Raw genomic sequence first — 15,875 nt, forward strand, 5'->3', positions numbered from 1 at the left:
AAGTTTTCGAGGGCTGAGACATGAAAGACACCGATGATATTGCCGGCCTGATGACCGCGATCGGTAGACGCGCCAAGGCAGCTGCGACGGAATTGGGCTATGCCAGCGCCGAAGCCAAGCGTCAGGCTCTTGAAGCGGCGGCCGATGCGGTATGGGTCAACCGGGCCGACATTATCGCGGCCAACGAAAAGGACATGGAATTTGGTCGCCAGAAGGGCCTGACCCCGGCGATGATGGACCGGCTGATGCTGGACGAAGACCGCATTCTGGGCATTGTGAACGGTCTGCGCGCCGTTGCCGCGCAGGACGATCCGGTGGGCGAGGTGATGACCGAATGGGACATGCCCACGGGGCTGCATATCCGCCGTGTGCGCACACCGCTGGGCGTGATCGGAGTGATCTATGAAAGCCGCCCCAACGTGACCGCCGATGCCGGTGCTCTGTGTTTGAAATCGGGCAATGCGGTGATCCTGCGTGGCGGATCGGAAAGTTTCCATTCCAGCCAGGCCATCCATGCCTGTCTGGTGGTCGGTCTGAAAGCCGCAGGCTTGCCCCAAGACGCCATTCAACTGGTACCGACCCGCGACCGTGCGGCGGTGCAGGCGCTGCTGACCATGACTGATTATGTCGACGTCATCGTGCCGCGTGGCGGCAAAGGCCTGGTCGGGTTGGTGCAACGCGAAGCGCGGGTGCCGGTTTTCGCCCATCTCGAAGGCATAGTGCATATTTTCGTCGACAAAGCCGCCGATCCTGAGAAAGCCTTGCGCGTTGTGCTGAATGCCAAGACCCGCCGCACGGGCATTTGCGGGGCCGCGGAATGCCTGCTGATCCATGCCGATATCGCCGAAACGTTGGGTGCGGACCTGATCCGTGCCTTGATAGAGGCAGGCGTCGAGGTGCGCGCCGAAGGCCTGCCGGTGGAGGGTGTGGTTCCGGCCACCGAGGACGACTGGGGCAAGGAATACCTCGACAGTATCATCGCGGCCAAGGTGGTTGCGGATGTTGATGGCGCTATCGCCCATATCCGCCGCTACGGGTCCAATCACACCGACTGCGTGATCACCGAAGATGATGCTGTGGCAGAGCGGTTTTTTGAACGGTTGGACAGCGCGATTCTGATGCGTAACGCCTCGACCCAGTTTGCCGATGGCGGTGAATTCGGCATGGGGGCTGAAATCGGCATCGCCACCGGTAAAATGCACGCTCGCGGACCGGTCGGTGCGACCCAACTGACCAGCTTTAAGTATCTGGTCGATGGGGATGGCAGCATCCGCGCTTGAACGGTTTCAAAACGTGATAGCGATCGTCTCGTCGGTGACGTCAACCTCTGCTGCCCGACCGATCTGGTCCAGCGCGTTGGGCAACAGAGCAAAATGCACCTGATTAGCGGCGATATCGCCGGGGCACCATGGACCGTCCCACAGCGCCGTATCCCAATCCACCCGCCGCCCGCTTCCGCGGATGTGCCAGCGGCCCGCGGACCGGTCAATCACGATCTTGCCGCCGAACGGCAGCGCGCTTTCCATACAGAGCAACGCCAGGAACACCGCCCGAGCTTCGCGTCTTTCACAATCCATGGTTTCTTGCCAGTCATAGGTCTGACGACCGCTGCGCATCAGGTCACCCAAAATCGATTGCAGCTCATTGGCGCTGACCATCTGACCGTCAGAGGCGTGCCCGAACGCGATCCGGAAAAACCGAATACGCGCATTGGCGTTTTCCAAGCTGTCGGTAATCAAGCTCATCTCAGCGGATGGGGACGCAGGGGTTTCCATCTGAAGCAACTCTAAACCGTTGCCAATTGCGCCGATCGGGCTGATAAGATCGTGGCAAATACGGGACGCGATCAACTGGGGCAGATCAGGTTTATTCTGGTTCATGGCCGGTCCTCCGAAAGGATGATGTGATGACAAACCTGAACAGTTTTCTGGAACCCGGAATGCGGGTGCGCCATCCAACGCAGCCGGATTGGGGCATCGGACAGGTACAATCGAATATCGGTGGTAAAATCACGGTGAATTTCCCCGAATCTGGAAAAGTCGTCATTGATGGGTCCCGTATCGAATTGGTACCGGTGTTTGATGAATGAGATTGGTTTGCAAACCGTTAACTCCACTCTAGCGGGAATATTCTGTCATTAAAACGCGTATTTATACGTCCTGTTGCCAAGCCACGCCTGCTTGCCTAAAACCCCAGTAAAATACGGGATAAGAAAGAACCGATGGCCATGAGCGCGCCGCAATTTTCTGTAAAACTGGCGGAATCCGAGGCGGAATTGCAAAGTGCACAGCGTCTGCGCTACAGGGTCTTTGTGGAGGAACTTGGCGCTGGCGGTGCTTTGGTCGATCATGATCAAAGACTGGAAAAAGACCGGTTCGATCCGTTTTTCGATCATCTGATCCTGTGCGATGAGAGCTATGAAGGTGATGCGTCCCAACAAGTGGTCGGCGTTTACAGGGTGCTTCGTGATGATCAGGCCCTGAAAGCGGGGCAGTTCTATTCCGAAGATGAATATGATCTGACCGTTTTGAAAAACAGCGGTCGCAAATTGCTGGAACTGGGCCGATCCTGCCTGCACCCGGATTATCGCGGTGGGGCGGCGATGTATCATTTGTGGAATGCGCTGGCGGCCTATGTTTTCGAACACGAGATCGAAGTTCTGTTTGGCGTGGCCAGTTTCCACGGCACCGACCTGGACTCTTTGGCGCAGCCGCTATCGATGCTTTATCACAACCATCTGGCACCCGAAGACCTGCGGGTGCGGGCGCAGGCAGATCACTATGCAGATATGAATCTGGTGCCCAAAGCACAGCTTGACCGGCGCCGGGCAATGCTGGAAGTGCCCGCGCTGATCAAAGCCTATCTGCGATTGGGCGGTTTCGTCGGCGATGGTGCTTTTGTTGACCACAATTTCAACACCACAGATGTGTGTCTGATTATGGATACAAAACGTCTGAACGAAAAACAAAAAAGCATTTATACAAAAGGGATTGCACGGTGATCTCAAACTGGGAGATGCCGCCGGAACCGGCACCGGAACCGATCCCGGCAATGGGATGGGTCAGGGTCATTCGGCGGGGTGTGCCGCTGGCAATCCTGGTCTTTGGCGGTTTGCTGATCCTGTTGTTTGTACGGCTTATCGAGCGTCCGATCTGTGGCCTGAAACGCCCCGCTACGCCGCATATCACTCAATTCGTCTGCCGCAATGCATTCCGGATTCTTGGGATACGCTTTGCCACCCAGGGTCAGCGGATGGAGCAGCGTGGTGCGGTGGTCGCGAACCATTCGTCCTGGCTTGATATCTTCACGCTGAACGCGCGCAAACGGATTTATTTCGTATCGAAGTCCGAAGTCGCCGAATGGCCCGGTATCGGCTGGCTGGCTCGCGCAACCGGAACCGTGTTCATCAACCGCAATCCGAAAGAAGCGAAAGCGCAGCAGAAAATTTTCGAGGACAGGCTTCTGGCCGGGCACAAATTGCTGTTCTTTCCAGAAGGGACCTCGACTGATGGAATGGTGGTTTTGCCATTTAAATCAACTCTTTTTCAGGCGTTTTTCAGTGATCACCTCAGACATGAAATGCACATACAGCCGGTGACGGTAGTTTATCATGCCCCACATTCGGAGGATGAAAGGTTCTATGGCTGGTGGGGCGATATGGATTTCGGGTCGCATCTGCTCAAGGTGCTGGCGGCACCACGACAGGGCAAAGTTGACGTGATTTATCACATCCCGGTCGCGGTTGACGATTTTCCGAACCGTAAAACGCTTGCTGCTCATGTTGAGACGGTAGTGCGATCGGGCATGCCATATGGCAGACAGGGTTAGTGGGCGTTTACTGACCCGGTAAACGGATCGAAATCCGGCACGGATTCCGGTCTGCTGCCGCTTAGCCTTTCCAGATCCAGCCGCCGCCATAGATGCGGCTGCCGCCGGTTTCATAAAATACGCAGGCCTGACCCGGTGAAACGCCTTCTTCTGGTGCCAGAAGTTCTATCTCGGCTTCGGTAGACGACAGCGGTCGAAGGATCGCTTCGTGCGGGGGACGGGTAGAACGGACCTTGACCGAAAGATGCCATTCGGGCCGTGAATCAAAGGGTTCATCCCCGAGCCAGTTGATTTCGCGCACCGGCACACGGCGGGTGGCCAGCATTTCCTTGGGGCCAACGACGACCTGTTTGTTATCCACATCGAGTTTGACCACATAAAGCGGGTCGCTCAACCCGCCGATGCCCAACCCGCGGCGTTGACCGATCGTGTAATGAATCACACCTTTATGATGCCCCAGAACATGGCCTTCCAAATCCACGATATCGCCCGGTTCCGCCGCGCCCGGGCGCAGTTTTTCGATCACGCTGGCGTAATCGCCATTCGGGACAAAGCAGATGTCCTGACTGTCAGGTTTGTCGGCTACTGCCAGCCCGTATTTCGCCGCCAAGGCGCGCGTGGCATGCTTAGAGGGCAGGTGCCCCAACGGGAAGCGCAGGTATTCCAATTGTTCAGGCGTGGTGGAGAACAGGAAATAGCTTTGGTCGCGATTCGCGTCCTCGGCACTATGCAGTTCCGGGCCATTCGGGCCCGTCTTGCGCTGAATATAGTGGCCGGTGGCCATGCAGTCGGCCTCCAGATCACGGGCGGTTTGCAGCAGATCCTTGAATTTTACCCGTTCATTGCAGCGGATGCAGGGCACTGGTGTCGCGCCCCCCAGATAGCTGTCGGCAAATTCATTGATCACCGCATCCTGGAATATGTTTTCGTAATCCAGAACGTAATGCGGGAACCCCATTTCTTCGGCGACCCGGCGGGCATCGTAGATATCGATCCCGGCGCAGCAGGCCCCCTTTTTGGCCAGAGCCGCGCCGTGGTCGTACAGTTGCAGCGTCACACCGACTACGTCATAGCCTTCTTCTGCCAGTTGCGCCGCAACGACGGAACTGTCGACGCCTCCCGACATCGCAACCACCACCCGCGTTTCCGACGGGGGTTTGGCAAAGCCAAGCGAATTGAGTTTGGTGCTATCGTCCAACATGTAAACGACTCCTCTGGAAAGTCTGCGAGAATATAGGAAAATTGCAGATACTCTCAAGTCCCGCTTTCACTTCCCGTTAAACCTGACAGGCAACACTGCCCCAGAACACACAAGGAGCAGGGCGATGTATTTGAAAAAGGTGGAAGGGCCGCGCGCGATAAGGTTGCCGGACGGGACAGTAATGACCATAGCAGATCTGCCTTCGATCAAGACCCGCCGATGGGTCGCCAGCCGCAAAGCGGCTGTGGTGCGAGGGGTTCTTTATGGTCTGATTTCTCAGGATGACGCGATGAAACGTTATGGTCTCAGCGATGAAGAGTTTGGTGAATGGGCGACGGCCATGTCATCCCATGGCGAAAATGCGCTTAAGGTAACGGCATTGAAAAAGTATAGACAACCATAGGTAGTTATCTATAATTGGTCATACGGCGATAACGGGCGGTTAACCTTTTTTCTTCACGGTTAATTCCAGCGAAATCTGTCCAAGACCGATTATGGAGATTTATGATGCGTATTTTATTAGTCGAAGACGATCCGACCACGTCCAAGAGCATTGAATTGATGCTGACCCATGCCAACCTGAACGTCTATACGACCGATCTGGGCGAGGAAGGGATCGATCTGGCCAAACTTTATGATTACGATTTGATTCTTCTTGATTTGGGGCTTCCGGATATGAACGGGCACGAAGTGCTGCGCCAGTTACGTTTGGCGCGGGTGGAAACCCCGATCTTAATCCTGTCAGGCGCCGATGACACCGAAAGCAAGATCAAGGGCTTCGGCTTTGGCGCAGATGATTATCTGACCAAGCCGTTCCACAGGGATGAGCTGGTGGCGCGGATTCACGCCATCATCCGTCGCTCAAAGGGCCACGCGCAATCGGTCATCCGAACCGGCAAGGTGAATGTCAATCTGGATGCGAAAACCGTGGACGCCGGTGGCAAGGCGGTTCATCTGACTGGCAAAGAGTATCAAATGCTGGAACTTTTGTCTTTGCGCAAAGGCACGACGCTGACAAAAGAAATGTTTCTCAACCATCTATATGGCGGGATGGATGAGCCGGAATTGAAGATCATCGATGTCTTTATCTGCAAACTGCGCAAGAAACTAAGTAACGCTACCGAGGGCGAGAATTATATCGAAACCGTCTGGGGCCGCGGCTATGTGCTGCGCGATCCCGAACCGGTCAGTGCCGCAAGCGAATACGTTGCTGTCAGCGCCTGAAATCTGACGCTCGGCTCTGGACCTCGCGCGCACGCACCCCTATCACTTTCAGCGGTTGAACAGGGGGCGCAGCAGAGTGTCGGACAAGGCGATCGATGATCTGAACGAAACGGAAGCCAGCGCGGAACTGGAACGTTTGGCGCGCTTGCTGATGCAAGCCAATACCGCTTACCACGGCGAAGACGCGCCGGAGATTTCCGATGCCGAATACGATGCGCTGAAGCGACGCAATGCGGCGATTGAGAACCGCTTTCCCCATCTCAAACGCGCCGACAGCCCGACCGAACAGGTCGGCGCTGCCCCGGCGGAAGGGTTCGGCAAGATCATCCATGCGGTGCGGATGATGTCGCTGGGCAACGCCTTTGAAGACGAGGATGTTCAGGAATTCGATGATTTCATCCGCAAATACCTGGGCCGGGGCACTAATCCGGTGGCCTATACTGCCGAGCCGAAAATCGACGGGCTGAGCCTGTCGTTGCGCTATGAAAGCGGGCAATTGATCCAGGCGGCGACGCGCGGCGATGGCGAGGTCGGCGAAAACGTCACAGAAAATGCGCGCACCATTGCCGATATTCCTCAGGTCCTGACCGGCGCGCCCGAGGTTCTGGAAGTGCGTGGCGAAGTCTACATGGCACATGTCGATTTCGAGGCGCTGAACGTGCGGCAGGCGGACAAGGGCGACAAAGTGTTCGCCAATCCGCGCAACGCCGCCGCCGGTTCGCTGCGCCAGCTGAACCCGGAGATTACCCGCGAGAGGCCGCTGAAATTTTTTGCCTATGGCTGGGGGGAGCTGTCAGAGCCCCTGTCTGACACCCAGAAGGGCGCAATCGACCGGCTGGCGGCGCTTGGGTTCCAGACCAACGATCTGACGCGTCTGTGCGATGGCATTGGCGACATGATCGAACATTACCGGATGATCGAACAGAAACGCGCCACGCTTGGCTATGACATCGACGGTGTGGTCTACAAGGTCAACGACCTGGGCTTGCAGAGCAGGCTCGGTTTCCGCTCGACCACGCCGCGTTGGGCGATCGCGCATAAATTCCCCGCCGAACTGGCCTGGACAAGGCTGGAAGCGATAGACATTCAGGTTGGTCGAACCGGCGCGCTGAGCCCGGTGGCGCGGCTGACCCCGGTGACGGTGGGCGGCGTGGTGGTCAGCAACGCCACCCTGCATAACGAAGACTATATCGCCGGACGCGACGCCAAGGGCGAAGAGATCAGGGGCGGCAAGGATATCCGCGTGGGCGACTGGGTGCAGGTTTACCGCGCCGGCGATGTCATCCCGAAATTGGCCGATGTGGACCTGTCAAAACGGCCCGAGGAGGCAGCCCCTTATGTTTTCCCCCACACATGCCCCGAATGTGGATCGGACGCGGTACGAGAAGAGGGCGATGCGGTGCGTCGCTGCACCGGCGGTATCATTTGCCCCGCGCAAGCGGTTGAGAAACTGAAGCATTTCGTATCCCGCGCCGCGTTTGATATCGAAGGGCTTGGCGCCAAGCAGGTGGAATTTTTTTATTACATCTGCAGGATCACCGAACCGGCAGACATTTTCCGGCTGCGGGACCGCGATGGCAACCCCGATCTATTGACCGCCGATCCGCGCGACCGCATCCAACAACAACTGAACGATCCGGAACGGCGGTTCGAAACGTTGGACAAACTGGCCGAGATGCTGCGCGCTTCGGGCGTGCCGGTGGATGAGCAGGACGTAGACCACGTGATTGCAGGCGTCCGGCATCTGGCGGGAAAGCCGCTGTCACAGGTGAAGGGTTGGGGCGAAAAATCGGCGCAGAACCTCTTCGCCGCGATCACGGAACGGCGCACTGTCCCGCTGAACCGAGTGATATTTGCTCTTGGTATCCGGCATGTCGGCGAAGTTGGGGCTTCGGATCTTGCCCGGCATTATATGACTTGGGAGGCGATGATTGATGCGCTAGACGCGGCGCGTCCAGCGTTGGATCGGCATCTGAGAGCCGAAGCTGCAGTTGCCGCCGAGCGGGTCGAGGCCGCGCGGGATGGCCGCCGTGCCCGCATCGCAGACACCCGCGAGAAGGTCTGGACCGAGGCTCCTGTGGTGCCTCAAGCGGCGCGGGCGGCGTGGGAAGACCTGGTTGGCGTAGATGGCATCGGCACCACCGTCGCGGTGGCGCTTGTCACTGCGTTCAGCCAACCGGCCGAACGCGCCTCGATCGACCGGCTGGCGCGGGAATTGGCCATTCAGCCGGTAGAAGTGCCGGAAACCACCGGTAGCCCGGTGGCGGGCAAGACGGTGGTGTTCACTGGCACGCTGGAAAAAATGACCCGGGCCGAGGCCAAGGCGCGGGCCGAGGCTTTGGGCGCCAAGGTATCGGGATCGGTGAGCAAGAAGACCGATCTTCTGGTGGCCGGACCCGGGGCCGGGTCAAAGGCGAAAAAGGCTGCCGACTTGGGCGTTGAAACTATCGACGAAGACACCTGGCTGGAGATGATCGAGGGGCTATGAGCGGGCGTCCGGAACAGCTTTTCCCGCTTTTCGCGGATCTGGAAACGCTGGAGGGCGTGGGGCCAAAGACGGTGCAGAATCTGGCCCATCTCGATGTGACGCGCCCGCGCGACCTGATCTTCACGTTGCCTCATTCCGGCGTCGACCGGACCAGACGTGACACGGTGCAAGGCGCTGTCCTGCCAGATGTTTTGACCGTGGAGGTGACGGTGGTGGCACATCGCGCGCCACGCTCACGCGGTGGTGCCTACCGGGTAACGGTGGAAGATTCCCAAACCTCATTTCAGTTGGTGTTCTTTCATGCGCGTGGAGAATATCTGAAAACCATCCTGCCCGTTGGCGAACGACGGGTGGTTTCGGGCAAGATCGAGATATTTGACGGGATTGCCCAAATGGTGCATCCCGACCACGTTCTTCCGATCGAGGATGCGGACGAAATTCCTGCCTTTGAACCGGTTTACCCGCTGACTGCTGGGGTCAGTCTGAAACAGATGACCAAAGCGGCGCGGGCGGCCGTGGCGCGGGTGCCCGATCTGCCCGAATGGATCGATGCGGAACAGAAAGCGCGGTCTGGCTGGCCCGACTGGTCCGAAGCCGTGCGGGCGGCGCATGCGCCGCAAAACCTTGAAGATCTGGCCGCGACCGCGCCAGCGCGGGAACGTCTGGCTTATGATGAATTGATGGCGCATCAACTGACTCTGGCCCTAGCGCGATCCAAATTGCGCCGGGCCAAGGGGCACCGGACAAAGGGCACTGGTGCGTTGCAGGCGCGGGTAATGACCGCGCTGCCTTACAAGCCCACCGGGGCGCAGATGCGGGCGATTGACGAAATTCAGACCGACATGGCCGCGCCGTTACGGATGAACAGGCTGCTGCAGGGCGATGTGGGGGCGGGTAAGACGCTGGTGGCCTTCATGGCATTGCTCTTCGCTGTCGAAGCGGGCGGGCAGGGTGTCATGATGGCCCCGACCGAAATCCTGGCCCGGCAGCATCTGGAAGGGCTGCAACCGCTGGCCGAAAATGCCGGGGTAGTGGTGGAGATTTTGACCGGGCGCGACAAGGGGGCTGAGCGCAAGGCCAAGCTGGCGGCTTTGGCGCGCGGAGATATTCATATTCTGGTCGGTACCCATGCGGTGTTTCAGAAGGACGTGGAATTTCACGATCTGCGGCTCGCCGTGGTCGATGAACAGCACCGGTTCGGTGTCCGGCAACGGCTGGAACTGGGCAAGAAGGGGGCCGCGGCGGATGTTCTTGTGATGACCGCGACACCGATCCCGCGGTCGCTGGCTTTGGCACAATATGGCGATATGGACGTGTCAGTGTTGGATGAAAAGCCGCCCGGACGCAAGCCGATCAAGACCGTCCTGGTGTCCTCGGGCCGGATGGACGAGGTGGTCGAGCATCTGCGCCGTGCAGTCGCCGAGGGCAAACAAGCCTATTGGGTTTGTCCGTTAGTCGAAGAAAGCGAGGTCGTCGATCTGACCGCTGCAGAGGATCGGTTCAAACGGCTGCGGGCAGCCTTGGGCGAAGGGGTGGTCGGATTGGTGCATGGACAAATGCCCCCGGCAGAAAAAGATGCGGCGATGGCCCGTTTCATGTCCGGCGAAACTGCCGTTCTGGTCGCCACCACTGTGATCGAAGTCGGGGTGAATGTGCCCAATGCGACCATCATGGTGATTGAGCGGGCCGAGATTTTCGGGCTGGCGCAGTTGCATCAGCTGCGCGGTCGCGTCGGACGCGGGAGCGCTGAATCGACCTGCTTGCTGATGTATCAGCCACCGTTGAGCGAGAGCGGAGAGCGCCGCCTGACCACGCTGCGCGATACAGAGGACGGATTCCACATCTCGGAAGTCGATCTGGAGATGCGAGGGGCGGGGGATTTAATCGGAACCGCGCAGTCCGGTGTGCCGCGGTTCCGGGTCGCCGACCTGGAACGACAATCGGCGCTCATGGCCGTGGCGCAATCGGATGCACGCACGCTGATGGCGGAAGACCCGACTCTTGAAGGAGATCGCGGCAAAGCGGCAAGAATTCTGCTATGGCTGATGGAGCAGGATCAGGCAATCCGTTTGATTTCAGTCGGATAGAGAAAAATTTGCCTTCTCAAACGCGGTTAGCGTGACGGCTCTTTTCGCTTGGAAAAACATTTTGTTCACAAATGTTCTCAAAAAGTTCTTTACTCGACTCGGTCGATATGAGAACAAAGTGGCAACAAATGAGTTACCAGGGAGAGCCGCCCATGTTTCGCGAAATCAAATCTATCATCGACAGGTCACAAGATACCTTGCTGGCCGATGCGATTGGCGCGGCAGCCCTGATCATCATGTTCGTGATCGGTCTTCATCTGCCGCTGATTGCCTGATTTTCTGCCTGCACGGTCCTGCCGGCCCCATCTGTCGCGCGATCAGTCCCCATGATGCGCATAGTGACACTGCCTGTCCCACGTCACCGGGAATTGCCTCTTCCCCTTTGACGGGTCACCGGAACTGCACTGGACCGTGCGACTTCTCCGCCGCCACCCTAACGGGTGTGCGGCGGTTTTTTCGGAATTTGGAAAAAGGTCAGGCGCAGCTGCTGGCGTCAAGCGCGTGATCGAAGGCTTCCAGCGTCGCTTCGAGAACCAGCATGATTGAGGCGTGGCGGTTTTTGTATTCCCGTGCCGGGCGCAGCACTTCGAGCCCGTCGAACGGGGCAGAGGGCGTCGGCCCGTCGGATTTCAGCATCTCTTTCAATTCGTCGCGGGCACGTTCGATTTGTTCGCGGCTGCAACCCTGAACATGTGCCCCGACAACAGAGGCTGCAGCCTGGCCCAAGGCGCAGGCTTTGACGTCCTGACCGAATTCATCGATCTTACCGTCCTTCAGCGTGATATCCACTGTTACGGTCGAGCCGCATAGCGGCGAACGGCGTTTGGAGCTGGCGTCGGGATGGTCAAGCCGATCCGTATGCGGAATATCGGCGGCCAGTTCTAGAATCCGTGCTGAATAGAGTTTGATCAGATCGCTGGTATCGCTCATGGCTTTTCCTTTTGGCCGCTTCCCCATAGATAGGGGGCGGATGCGGAGATGCAAAAGGTTTTTCACATGTCATTCGATGCTGCGACACTAAAGTATGATGCCAACGGGTTGATCCCCGCGATTGCACAGGACGACGCTTCGGGCGAGGTTCTGATGATGGCCTGGATGAACCGGGAGGCGGTAGACCGCACGCTAACAAGCGGCAAGGTTACGTATTGGAGCCGGTCGCGGCAAAGTTTCTGGGTCAAGGGAGAAAGCAGCGGTCATGTTCAGGAACTGGTCGATCTGCGGGTCGATTGTGATCGAGATTGCCTGTTGGTGGTGGTGACGCAGACCGGCCCGGCCTGCCACACCAATCGGCGCAGCTGTTTTTATACCGCGATCCGAGATGGGGACGAGGTTGAGTTAATGAAGCCTGAATCATAAGGGGGCGCTGCCCCCGTCGCGCATTGCGCGACTCCCCCGGAGTATTTCGACCAAGATGAAATCACAGGCCAACCATTGCCCGGATGTCGTGTGGCGTTACGCCTTCGGCACGGTATTTGGCGATGGCACGGGCGTCGTCGCGCTTGGCGAGGCGTTTACCAGTCTCGTCGCGGATCAGCTTGTGATGCGTGTAGACCGGGGTTTTGAGACTCAGGAGCTGCTGCAGGACCACATGGATTTTTGTTGCTTCGAACAGGTCTTTACCACGGATCACATGGCTGATGCCCTGAGCCGCGTCATCAAGCACCACGGAGAGGTGGTAGGAGCCGAGGAAATCTTTTCGTGACAGGACGATATCACCGACGGTTTCAATCATGCTCTGCGCGGTGAAGCGGATGCGCGTCGGGGTATCAGTTAAGATCGGGCCGGTTTCTTCAAAACAGAACGGGGCGTTATCGCGAAGCCGATGCAGAGCTTCGTGCATATCCAGACGCAGCGCCGTGTCGTCTGGCAATGGTCCTGACCGGGTGCTGGTACCCCTGCAGGTGCCCGGATAGATCAGCCCGTCAGGCCCGTAGGCCGGTTCGGCGCCTTCCTGCGGGGCGCTGGCGGCGGCGGCGATATCGCGTCGGCTGCAATGACAGGGATAAAGCAGGCCGCGGTCCCACAAGGATTGCAGAGCGGCGCGATAGGCCGGCAGACGGTCGGATTGCCGCATCGGCGATCCGTCCCAATGGATCCCCAGCCAGGAAAGGTCACTATAGATTAGCTCTTCCCATTCCGGGCGCGACCGGGCGGTATCGACATCCTCGATCCTGAGCAAGAACCGCCCATCCGTCGCGCGCGCGAAGTCATGGGCCAGCAAGGCCGAGTAGGCATGGCCCAGATGCATCGGTCCGGTCGGGCTGGGAGCGAACCGGGTCGTGAATTTCAATGGGTTTGGCCTTCAAGCCATTGACAAAACGCAACTTTGGCACGGTCTGTATATGCTTTGTAACGATCCTTGCGACCACGGCGTCCGCCCTTCAGCCCGTCCACCGGGCGGAACAGTCCGAAATTCACGTTCATCGGTTGGAACGTCTTGGCCTCGGCGCCACCAGTGATGTGATGGATCAATGCTCCCATGGCGCTATCCTGCGGCGCAGTTTCCAATGTGGTGCCGAGGATTTCAGCCGCGGCTAAACGACCTGCCAAAAGCCCCATCGCGGCGCTTTCGACATAGCCCTCGACGCCTGTTACCTGACCGGCAAAGCGGATATTTGGTTTCGATTTCAACCGCATTTGGTTGTCCAGCAGCGTCGGCGAGTTCAGGAAGGTGTTGCGGTGAATGCCGCCCAGACGTGCAAAACTGGCATTTTCCAGCCCCGGGATCATCCGAAACACGTCTGTCTGGGCGCCGTATTTCATTTTTGTCTGAAATCCTACAATGTTATACAGCGTTCCTAAGGCATTGTCGCGGCGTAGTTGCACCACCGCATAGGCCTTTTCCTCAGGCTTGTGGCTGTTGGTCAGACCGACCGGCTTCATTGGGCCGTGGCGCAGCGTTTCCCGGCCGCGTTCGGCCATAACTTCGATCGGCAGGCAGCCGTCGAAATACCCTGCAGTTTCGCTTTCGTGGAATTCGGTTTTGTCGGCGGCCAGAAGAGCGTCGATGAACGCCTCATACTGGTCCTTGGTCATCGGGCAATTAAGATAGGCTTTTTGTTCTTCTTCGGTTTCGCCCTTGTCGTAGCGCGACTGCAGCCAGGCCACGTTCATGTCGATGCTTTCGGCATAGACGATGGGGGCGATAGCATCGAAAAAGGCCAGCCGCTCGGCCCCGGTTTCGGCCTGAATTGCCGCGCCAAGAGAGCTCGACGTTAGAGGACCGGTGGCGATGATCCAATGCCCGTCTTCGGGCAGTTCGCGGATCTCGCCCGGTTCCACGGTTACATTCGGATGATCCGCCAATGCTTTGGTAACGCAGTCAGAAAAATCTTCACGATCCACAGCCAGAGCGCCGCCAGCGGGCAGACGGCAGCGGTCGGCCATCGCCATGATCAAGCCGTTCGCCGCGCGCATTTCCCAATGCAGCAGACCCACCGCATTCTGTTCGTCATCGTCCGAGCGGAACGAATTGGAACACACCATTTCGCCCAGCTTGCCGGTCTGATGGGCAAAGGTTTCGACCTCAGGGCGCATTTCGTGGATGACCACCTCAACGCCCATATTGGCGGCCTGCCAGGCCGCTTCGGAACCGGCCATACCGCCGCCGACAATATGTAATTTTTTATCCATGTCGCGCGATGTAGGCCAAGCAGCGCGGTTTGGGAAGCCCTCAGCGATCCACTGGTAGGCCAGAGGGCACTGTTTCGGGAATTCCCAGACGGCCTTTGGCGGCTTCCTTGTCGGTCAGCGCGTTCAAAAACGCCAGAATGTCGTCGACTTCGCTGTCGCTCAACGCTATCGGTTCCAGTTCGATCGCGGCGGCGATGAAGGCGACTTCCAGACCTTCATCATAGGCTTGCCAGTCATCGATGACATCGACATCCTGCAGGATGGCCTGCTTGCGGTCATAATGGACCAGAGATTTCACCGGATCGAGGTGATGGCGTACCATTCCCTCTAGCGTCGGGAAGGCACCGGAATGACCGTAGGGTGCGGTCAGCGCTACATTGCGCAGCGCCGGGGTGCGGAAGCGGTAGCTGTCACGCGGATCTCCGGTCACCATTTCGCGGCCCAGATCGACATAGGGGCGGTCATCCTCTTCCTGATCACCTTTGCCGGGGCCAAACTGTGGCACGCCGATGGCGTGAAAATCCTGATCGCTCAGGAACGTACCAGAATGGCAATCGGCACAATCGGCTTTGCCGTAAAACAGGTCCATACCGCGTTTTTCGGCGTCGTTCAGCGCCGTTTCGTCGCCAGCCAGGTAGGCATCGAATGGACTTTCGCAGGCTTGGAATTCGAAATTGATGAATTCAGCCATCGCTATGGCGATGTCGGTGATGTGGACTGGTTTGTCGGCACCAATCAACGCATCAAATTGCTTGCGGTATTCGGGGATAGCATCGACCCGCTCGGCCAGTATTTTCCAGCCTTTTCGTTCATTTCCTCTATCTACGGCATCGGCGACAGGATTTTCACCTTCCACTCCAGCCATTTCATCCTGAGAAAGAAGCGGCATCAATGCCTGTACCGACAGAGAGGATGGCATCAACCGGTCCAGCGGACGGTTTCTGGGGGTCATGAAGCCGAAGGTGGCATCGCTTTCGACTTCAACCCGGCCATCATGAAACTGCGAGATGTATTCCAGCGCACCGACGTTCCAAAGTGCCGGTGCATTTCTCGGCACACGGTTTTCCACTTTCACACCGTTGGGCAACTTTCGATCGGGACCCAGTCCAATTCCGCCTTCGCCGATCGACAGCGAAACGCCATCTGCGCTGCCGAACTTGGGATGGTGACAGGTTGCGCAGCTGATATTCTTGTTGCCCGACAGGATCGGATCGTAAAAAAGCTGCTGACCCAGTTTGACACGCGCCATATCGGGTTCGGGAAATGTATCATGGGAGACGGGCGAGGGCAGGTTCGCGGCATGCACCAATCCGGCCTGAAGCATCAATGCGCCGACCGCTAATAAATTTTTCATTTTGAAAATTTCCATTGAACAAAAAACTCCCGTTCAGAGCTTCTACAGAGTAGCAGACCG

At 58.0% G+C, this 15,875-nt stretch carries 16 protein-coding genes; 10 read left to right on the plus strand and 6 right to left on the minus strand.

Annotated features, from left to right (window positions below):
• Positions 1-20 precede the first annotated feature (20 nt).
• Positions 21-1,280, plus strand: a complete 1,260-nt coding sequence (locus VOI23_RS04015) for a glutamate-5-semialdehyde dehydrogenase (RefSeq protein ID WP_323781941.1) — start codon at positions 21-23, stop codon at positions 1,278-1,280.
• Between the two features lie 6 nt (positions 1,281-1,286).
• Here the strand turns inward: VOI23_RS04015 and VOI23_RS04020 are convergent, their stop codons facing one another.
• Positions 1,287-1,880, minus strand: coding sequence for a histidine phosphotransferase family protein (locus VOI23_RS04020; RefSeq protein ID WP_323781943.1), 594 nt, complete (start codon positions 1,878-1,880; stop codon positions 1,287-1,289).
• Positions 1,881-1,906: 26 nt separating this feature from the next.
• On the opposite strand from VOI23_RS04020, the gene VOI23_RS04025 reads away from it, so the two are divergent.
• The 3 genes from VOI23_RS04025 (at position 1,907) to VOI23_RS04035 (ending at position 3,828) form a co-directional block, all read left to right on the plus strand.
• Entirely contained in the window at positions 1,907-2,089 is a 183-nt protein-coding gene (locus tag VOI23_RS04025) for a DUF3553 domain-containing protein (RefSeq protein WP_323781946.1), read from the plus strand.
• Positions 2,090-2,221: 132 nt separating this feature from the next.
• Positions 2,222-3,001 (plus strand): GNAT family N-acetyltransferase, encoded by a 780-nt coding sequence (locus VOI23_RS04030; protein ID WP_323781949.1) that lies wholly within the window; start codon positions 2,222-2,224, stop codon positions 2,999-3,001.
• Positions 3,002-3,015: 14 nt separating this feature from the next.
• On the plus strand, positions 3,016-3,828 hold the full coding sequence (locus VOI23_RS04035) for a lysophospholipid acyltransferase family protein (RefSeq protein ID WP_323783677.1): 813 nt from the start codon (positions 3,016-3,018) through the stop codon (positions 3,826-3,828).
• A gap of 61 nt (positions 3,829-3,889) precedes the next feature.
• Here VOI23_RS04035 and mnmA read toward each other — a convergent pair whose 3' ends face one another.
• A complete protein-coding gene (gene mnmA / locus VOI23_RS04040; RefSeq protein ID WP_323781951.1) occupies positions 3,890-5,029 on the minus strand; it encodes a tRNA 2-thiouridine(34) synthase MnmA in 1,140 nt (379 codons plus the stop codon).
• Between the two features lie 124 nt (positions 5,030-5,153).
• On the opposite strand from mnmA, the gene VOI23_RS04045 reads away from it, so the two are divergent.
• From VOI23_RS04045 to VOI23_RS04065, 5 genes are all read left to right on the plus strand, one after another.
• Positions 5,154-5,432, plus strand: coding sequence for a DUF1153 domain-containing protein (locus VOI23_RS04045; RefSeq protein WP_323781954.1), 279 nt, complete (start codon positions 5,154-5,156; stop codon positions 5,430-5,432).
• A 104-nt stretch (positions 5,433-5,536) separates the two neighbouring features.
• Entirely contained in the window at positions 5,537-6,253 is a 717-nt protein-coding gene (gene ctrA / locus VOI23_RS04050) for a response regulator transcription factor CtrA (RefSeq protein WP_323781956.1), read from the plus strand.
• A 76-nt stretch (positions 6,254-6,329) separates the two neighbouring features.
• Positions 6,330-8,741 carry an NAD-dependent DNA ligase LigA gene (gene ligA / locus VOI23_RS04055; RefSeq protein ID WP_416376501.1) on the plus strand — a complete coding sequence of 804 codons (2,412 nt, stop codon included), beginning with the start codon at positions 6,330-6,332 and terminating at the stop codon, positions 8,739-8,741.
• Positions 8,738-10,828 carry an ATP-dependent DNA helicase RecG gene (gene recG, locus VOI23_RS04060; RefSeq protein WP_323781959.1) on the plus strand — a complete coding sequence of 697 codons (2,091 nt, stop codon included), beginning with the start codon at positions 8,738-8,740 and terminating at the stop codon, positions 10,826-10,828. Before ligA ends, recG begins: the two co-directional genes overlap by 4 nt.
• A gap of 152 nt (positions 10,829-10,980) precedes the next feature.
• Entirely contained in the window at positions 10,981-11,103 is a 123-nt protein-coding gene (locus VOI23_RS04065) for a hypothetical protein (RefSeq protein ID WP_323781961.1), read from the plus strand.
• A gap of 199 nt (positions 11,104-11,302) precedes the next feature.
• Here VOI23_RS04065 and VOI23_RS04070 read toward each other — a convergent pair whose 3' ends face one another.
• A complete protein-coding gene (locus VOI23_RS04070; protein WP_323781964.1) occupies positions 11,303-11,758 on the minus strand; it encodes an iron-sulfur cluster assembly scaffold protein in 456 nt (151 codons plus the stop codon).
• A gap of 48 nt (positions 11,759-11,806) precedes the next feature.
• On the opposite strand from VOI23_RS04070, the gene hisI reads away from it, so the two are divergent.
• Positions 11,807-12,184 carry a phosphoribosyl-AMP cyclohydrolase gene (gene hisI / locus VOI23_RS04075; RefSeq protein ID WP_323781967.1) on the plus strand — a complete coding sequence of 126 codons (378 nt, stop codon included), beginning with the start codon at positions 11,807-11,809 and terminating at the stop codon, positions 12,182-12,184.
• A 61-nt stretch (positions 12,185-12,245) separates the two neighbouring features.
• On the opposite strand, the gene gluQRS is transcribed toward hisI, so the two are convergent.
• The 3 genes from gluQRS to VOI23_RS04090 are packed head-to-tail and all read right to left on the minus strand — an operon-like array spanning position 12,246 to position 15,815.
• Positions 12,246-13,118 carry a tRNA glutamyl-Q(34) synthetase GluQRS gene (gluQRS, locus tag VOI23_RS04080; protein WP_323781969.1) on the minus strand — a complete coding sequence of 291 codons (873 nt, stop codon included), beginning with the start codon at positions 13,116-13,118 and terminating at the stop codon, positions 12,246-12,248.
• Entirely contained in the window at positions 13,115-14,461 is a 1,347-nt protein-coding gene (gene trmFO, locus VOI23_RS04085; protein WP_323781971.1) for a methylenetetrahydrofolate--tRNA-(uracil(54)-C(5))-methyltransferase (FADH(2)-oxidizing) TrmFO, read from the minus strand. The genes gluQRS and trmFO overlap by 4 nt, the downstream gene beginning before the upstream one ends.
• Positions 14,462-14,501: 40 nt before the next feature.
• Entirely contained in the window at positions 14,502-15,815 is a 1,314-nt protein-coding gene (locus VOI23_RS04090) for a cytochrome-c peroxidase (protein WP_323781974.1), read from the minus strand.
• Positions 15,816-15,875: the final 60 nt, after the last annotated feature.

This window comes from Thalassovita sp., from assembly GCF_034670005.1.
GTDB lineage: Bacteria > Pseudomonadota > Alphaproteobacteria > Rhodobacterales > Rhodobacteraceae > Thalassobius.

Excerpts from the sequence above, each read along its gene's own strand:
- VOI23_RS04020 (WP_323781943.1), bottom strand. The coding sequence starts at position 1,880 with ATGAACCAGAATAAACCTGATCTGCCCCAGTTGATCGCGTCCCGTATT.
- hisI (WP_323781967.1), top strand. The coding sequence starts at position 11,807 with ATGCAAAAGGTTTTTCACATGTCATTCGATGCTGCGACACTAAAGTAT.
- VOI23_RS04025 (WP_323781946.1), top strand. The coding sequence starts at position 1,907 with ATGACAAACCTGAACAGTTTTCTGGAACCCGGAATGCGGGTGCGCCAT.
- mnmA (WP_323781951.1), bottom strand. The coding sequence starts at position 5,029 with ATGTTGGACGATAGCACCAAACTCAATTCGCTTGGCTTTGCCAAACCC.
- VOI23_RS04065 (WP_323781961.1), top strand. The coding sequence starts at position 10,981 with ATGTTTCGCGAAATCAAATCTATCATCGACAGGTCACAAGATACCTTG.
- VOI23_RS04030 (WP_323781949.1), top strand. The coding sequence starts at position 2,222 with ATGGCCATGAGCGCGCCGCAATTTTCTGTAAAACTGGCGGAATCCGAG.
- VOI23_RS04070 (WP_323781964.1), bottom strand. The coding sequence starts at position 11,758 with ATGAGCGATACCAGCGATCTGATCAAACTCTATTCAGCACGGATTCTA.
- VOI23_RS04045 (WP_323781954.1), top strand. The coding sequence starts at position 5,154 with ATGTATTTGAAAAAGGTGGAAGGGCCGCGCGCGATAAGGTTGCCGGAC.
- recG (WP_323781959.1), top strand. The coding sequence starts at position 8,738 with ATGAGCGGGCGTCCGGAACAGCTTTTCCCGCTTTTCGCGGATCTGGAA.
- trmFO (WP_323781971.1), bottom strand. The coding sequence starts at position 14,461 with ATGGATAAAAAATTACATATTGTCGGCGGCGGTATGGCCGGTTCCGAA.
- VOI23_RS04090 (WP_323781974.1), bottom strand. The coding sequence starts at position 15,815 with ATGAAAAATTTATTAGCGGTCGGCGCATTGATGCTTCAGGCCGGATTG.
- ctrA (WP_323781956.1), top strand. The coding sequence starts at position 5,537 with ATGCGTATTTTATTAGTCGAAGACGATCCGACCACGTCCAAGAGCATT.
- VOI23_RS04015 (WP_323781941.1), top strand. The coding sequence starts at position 21 with ATGAAAGACACCGATGATATTGCCGGCCTGATGACCGCGATCGGTAGA.
- VOI23_RS04035 (WP_323783677.1), top strand. The coding sequence starts at position 3,016 with ATGCCGCCGGAACCGGCACCGGAACCGATCCCGGCAATGGGATGGGTC.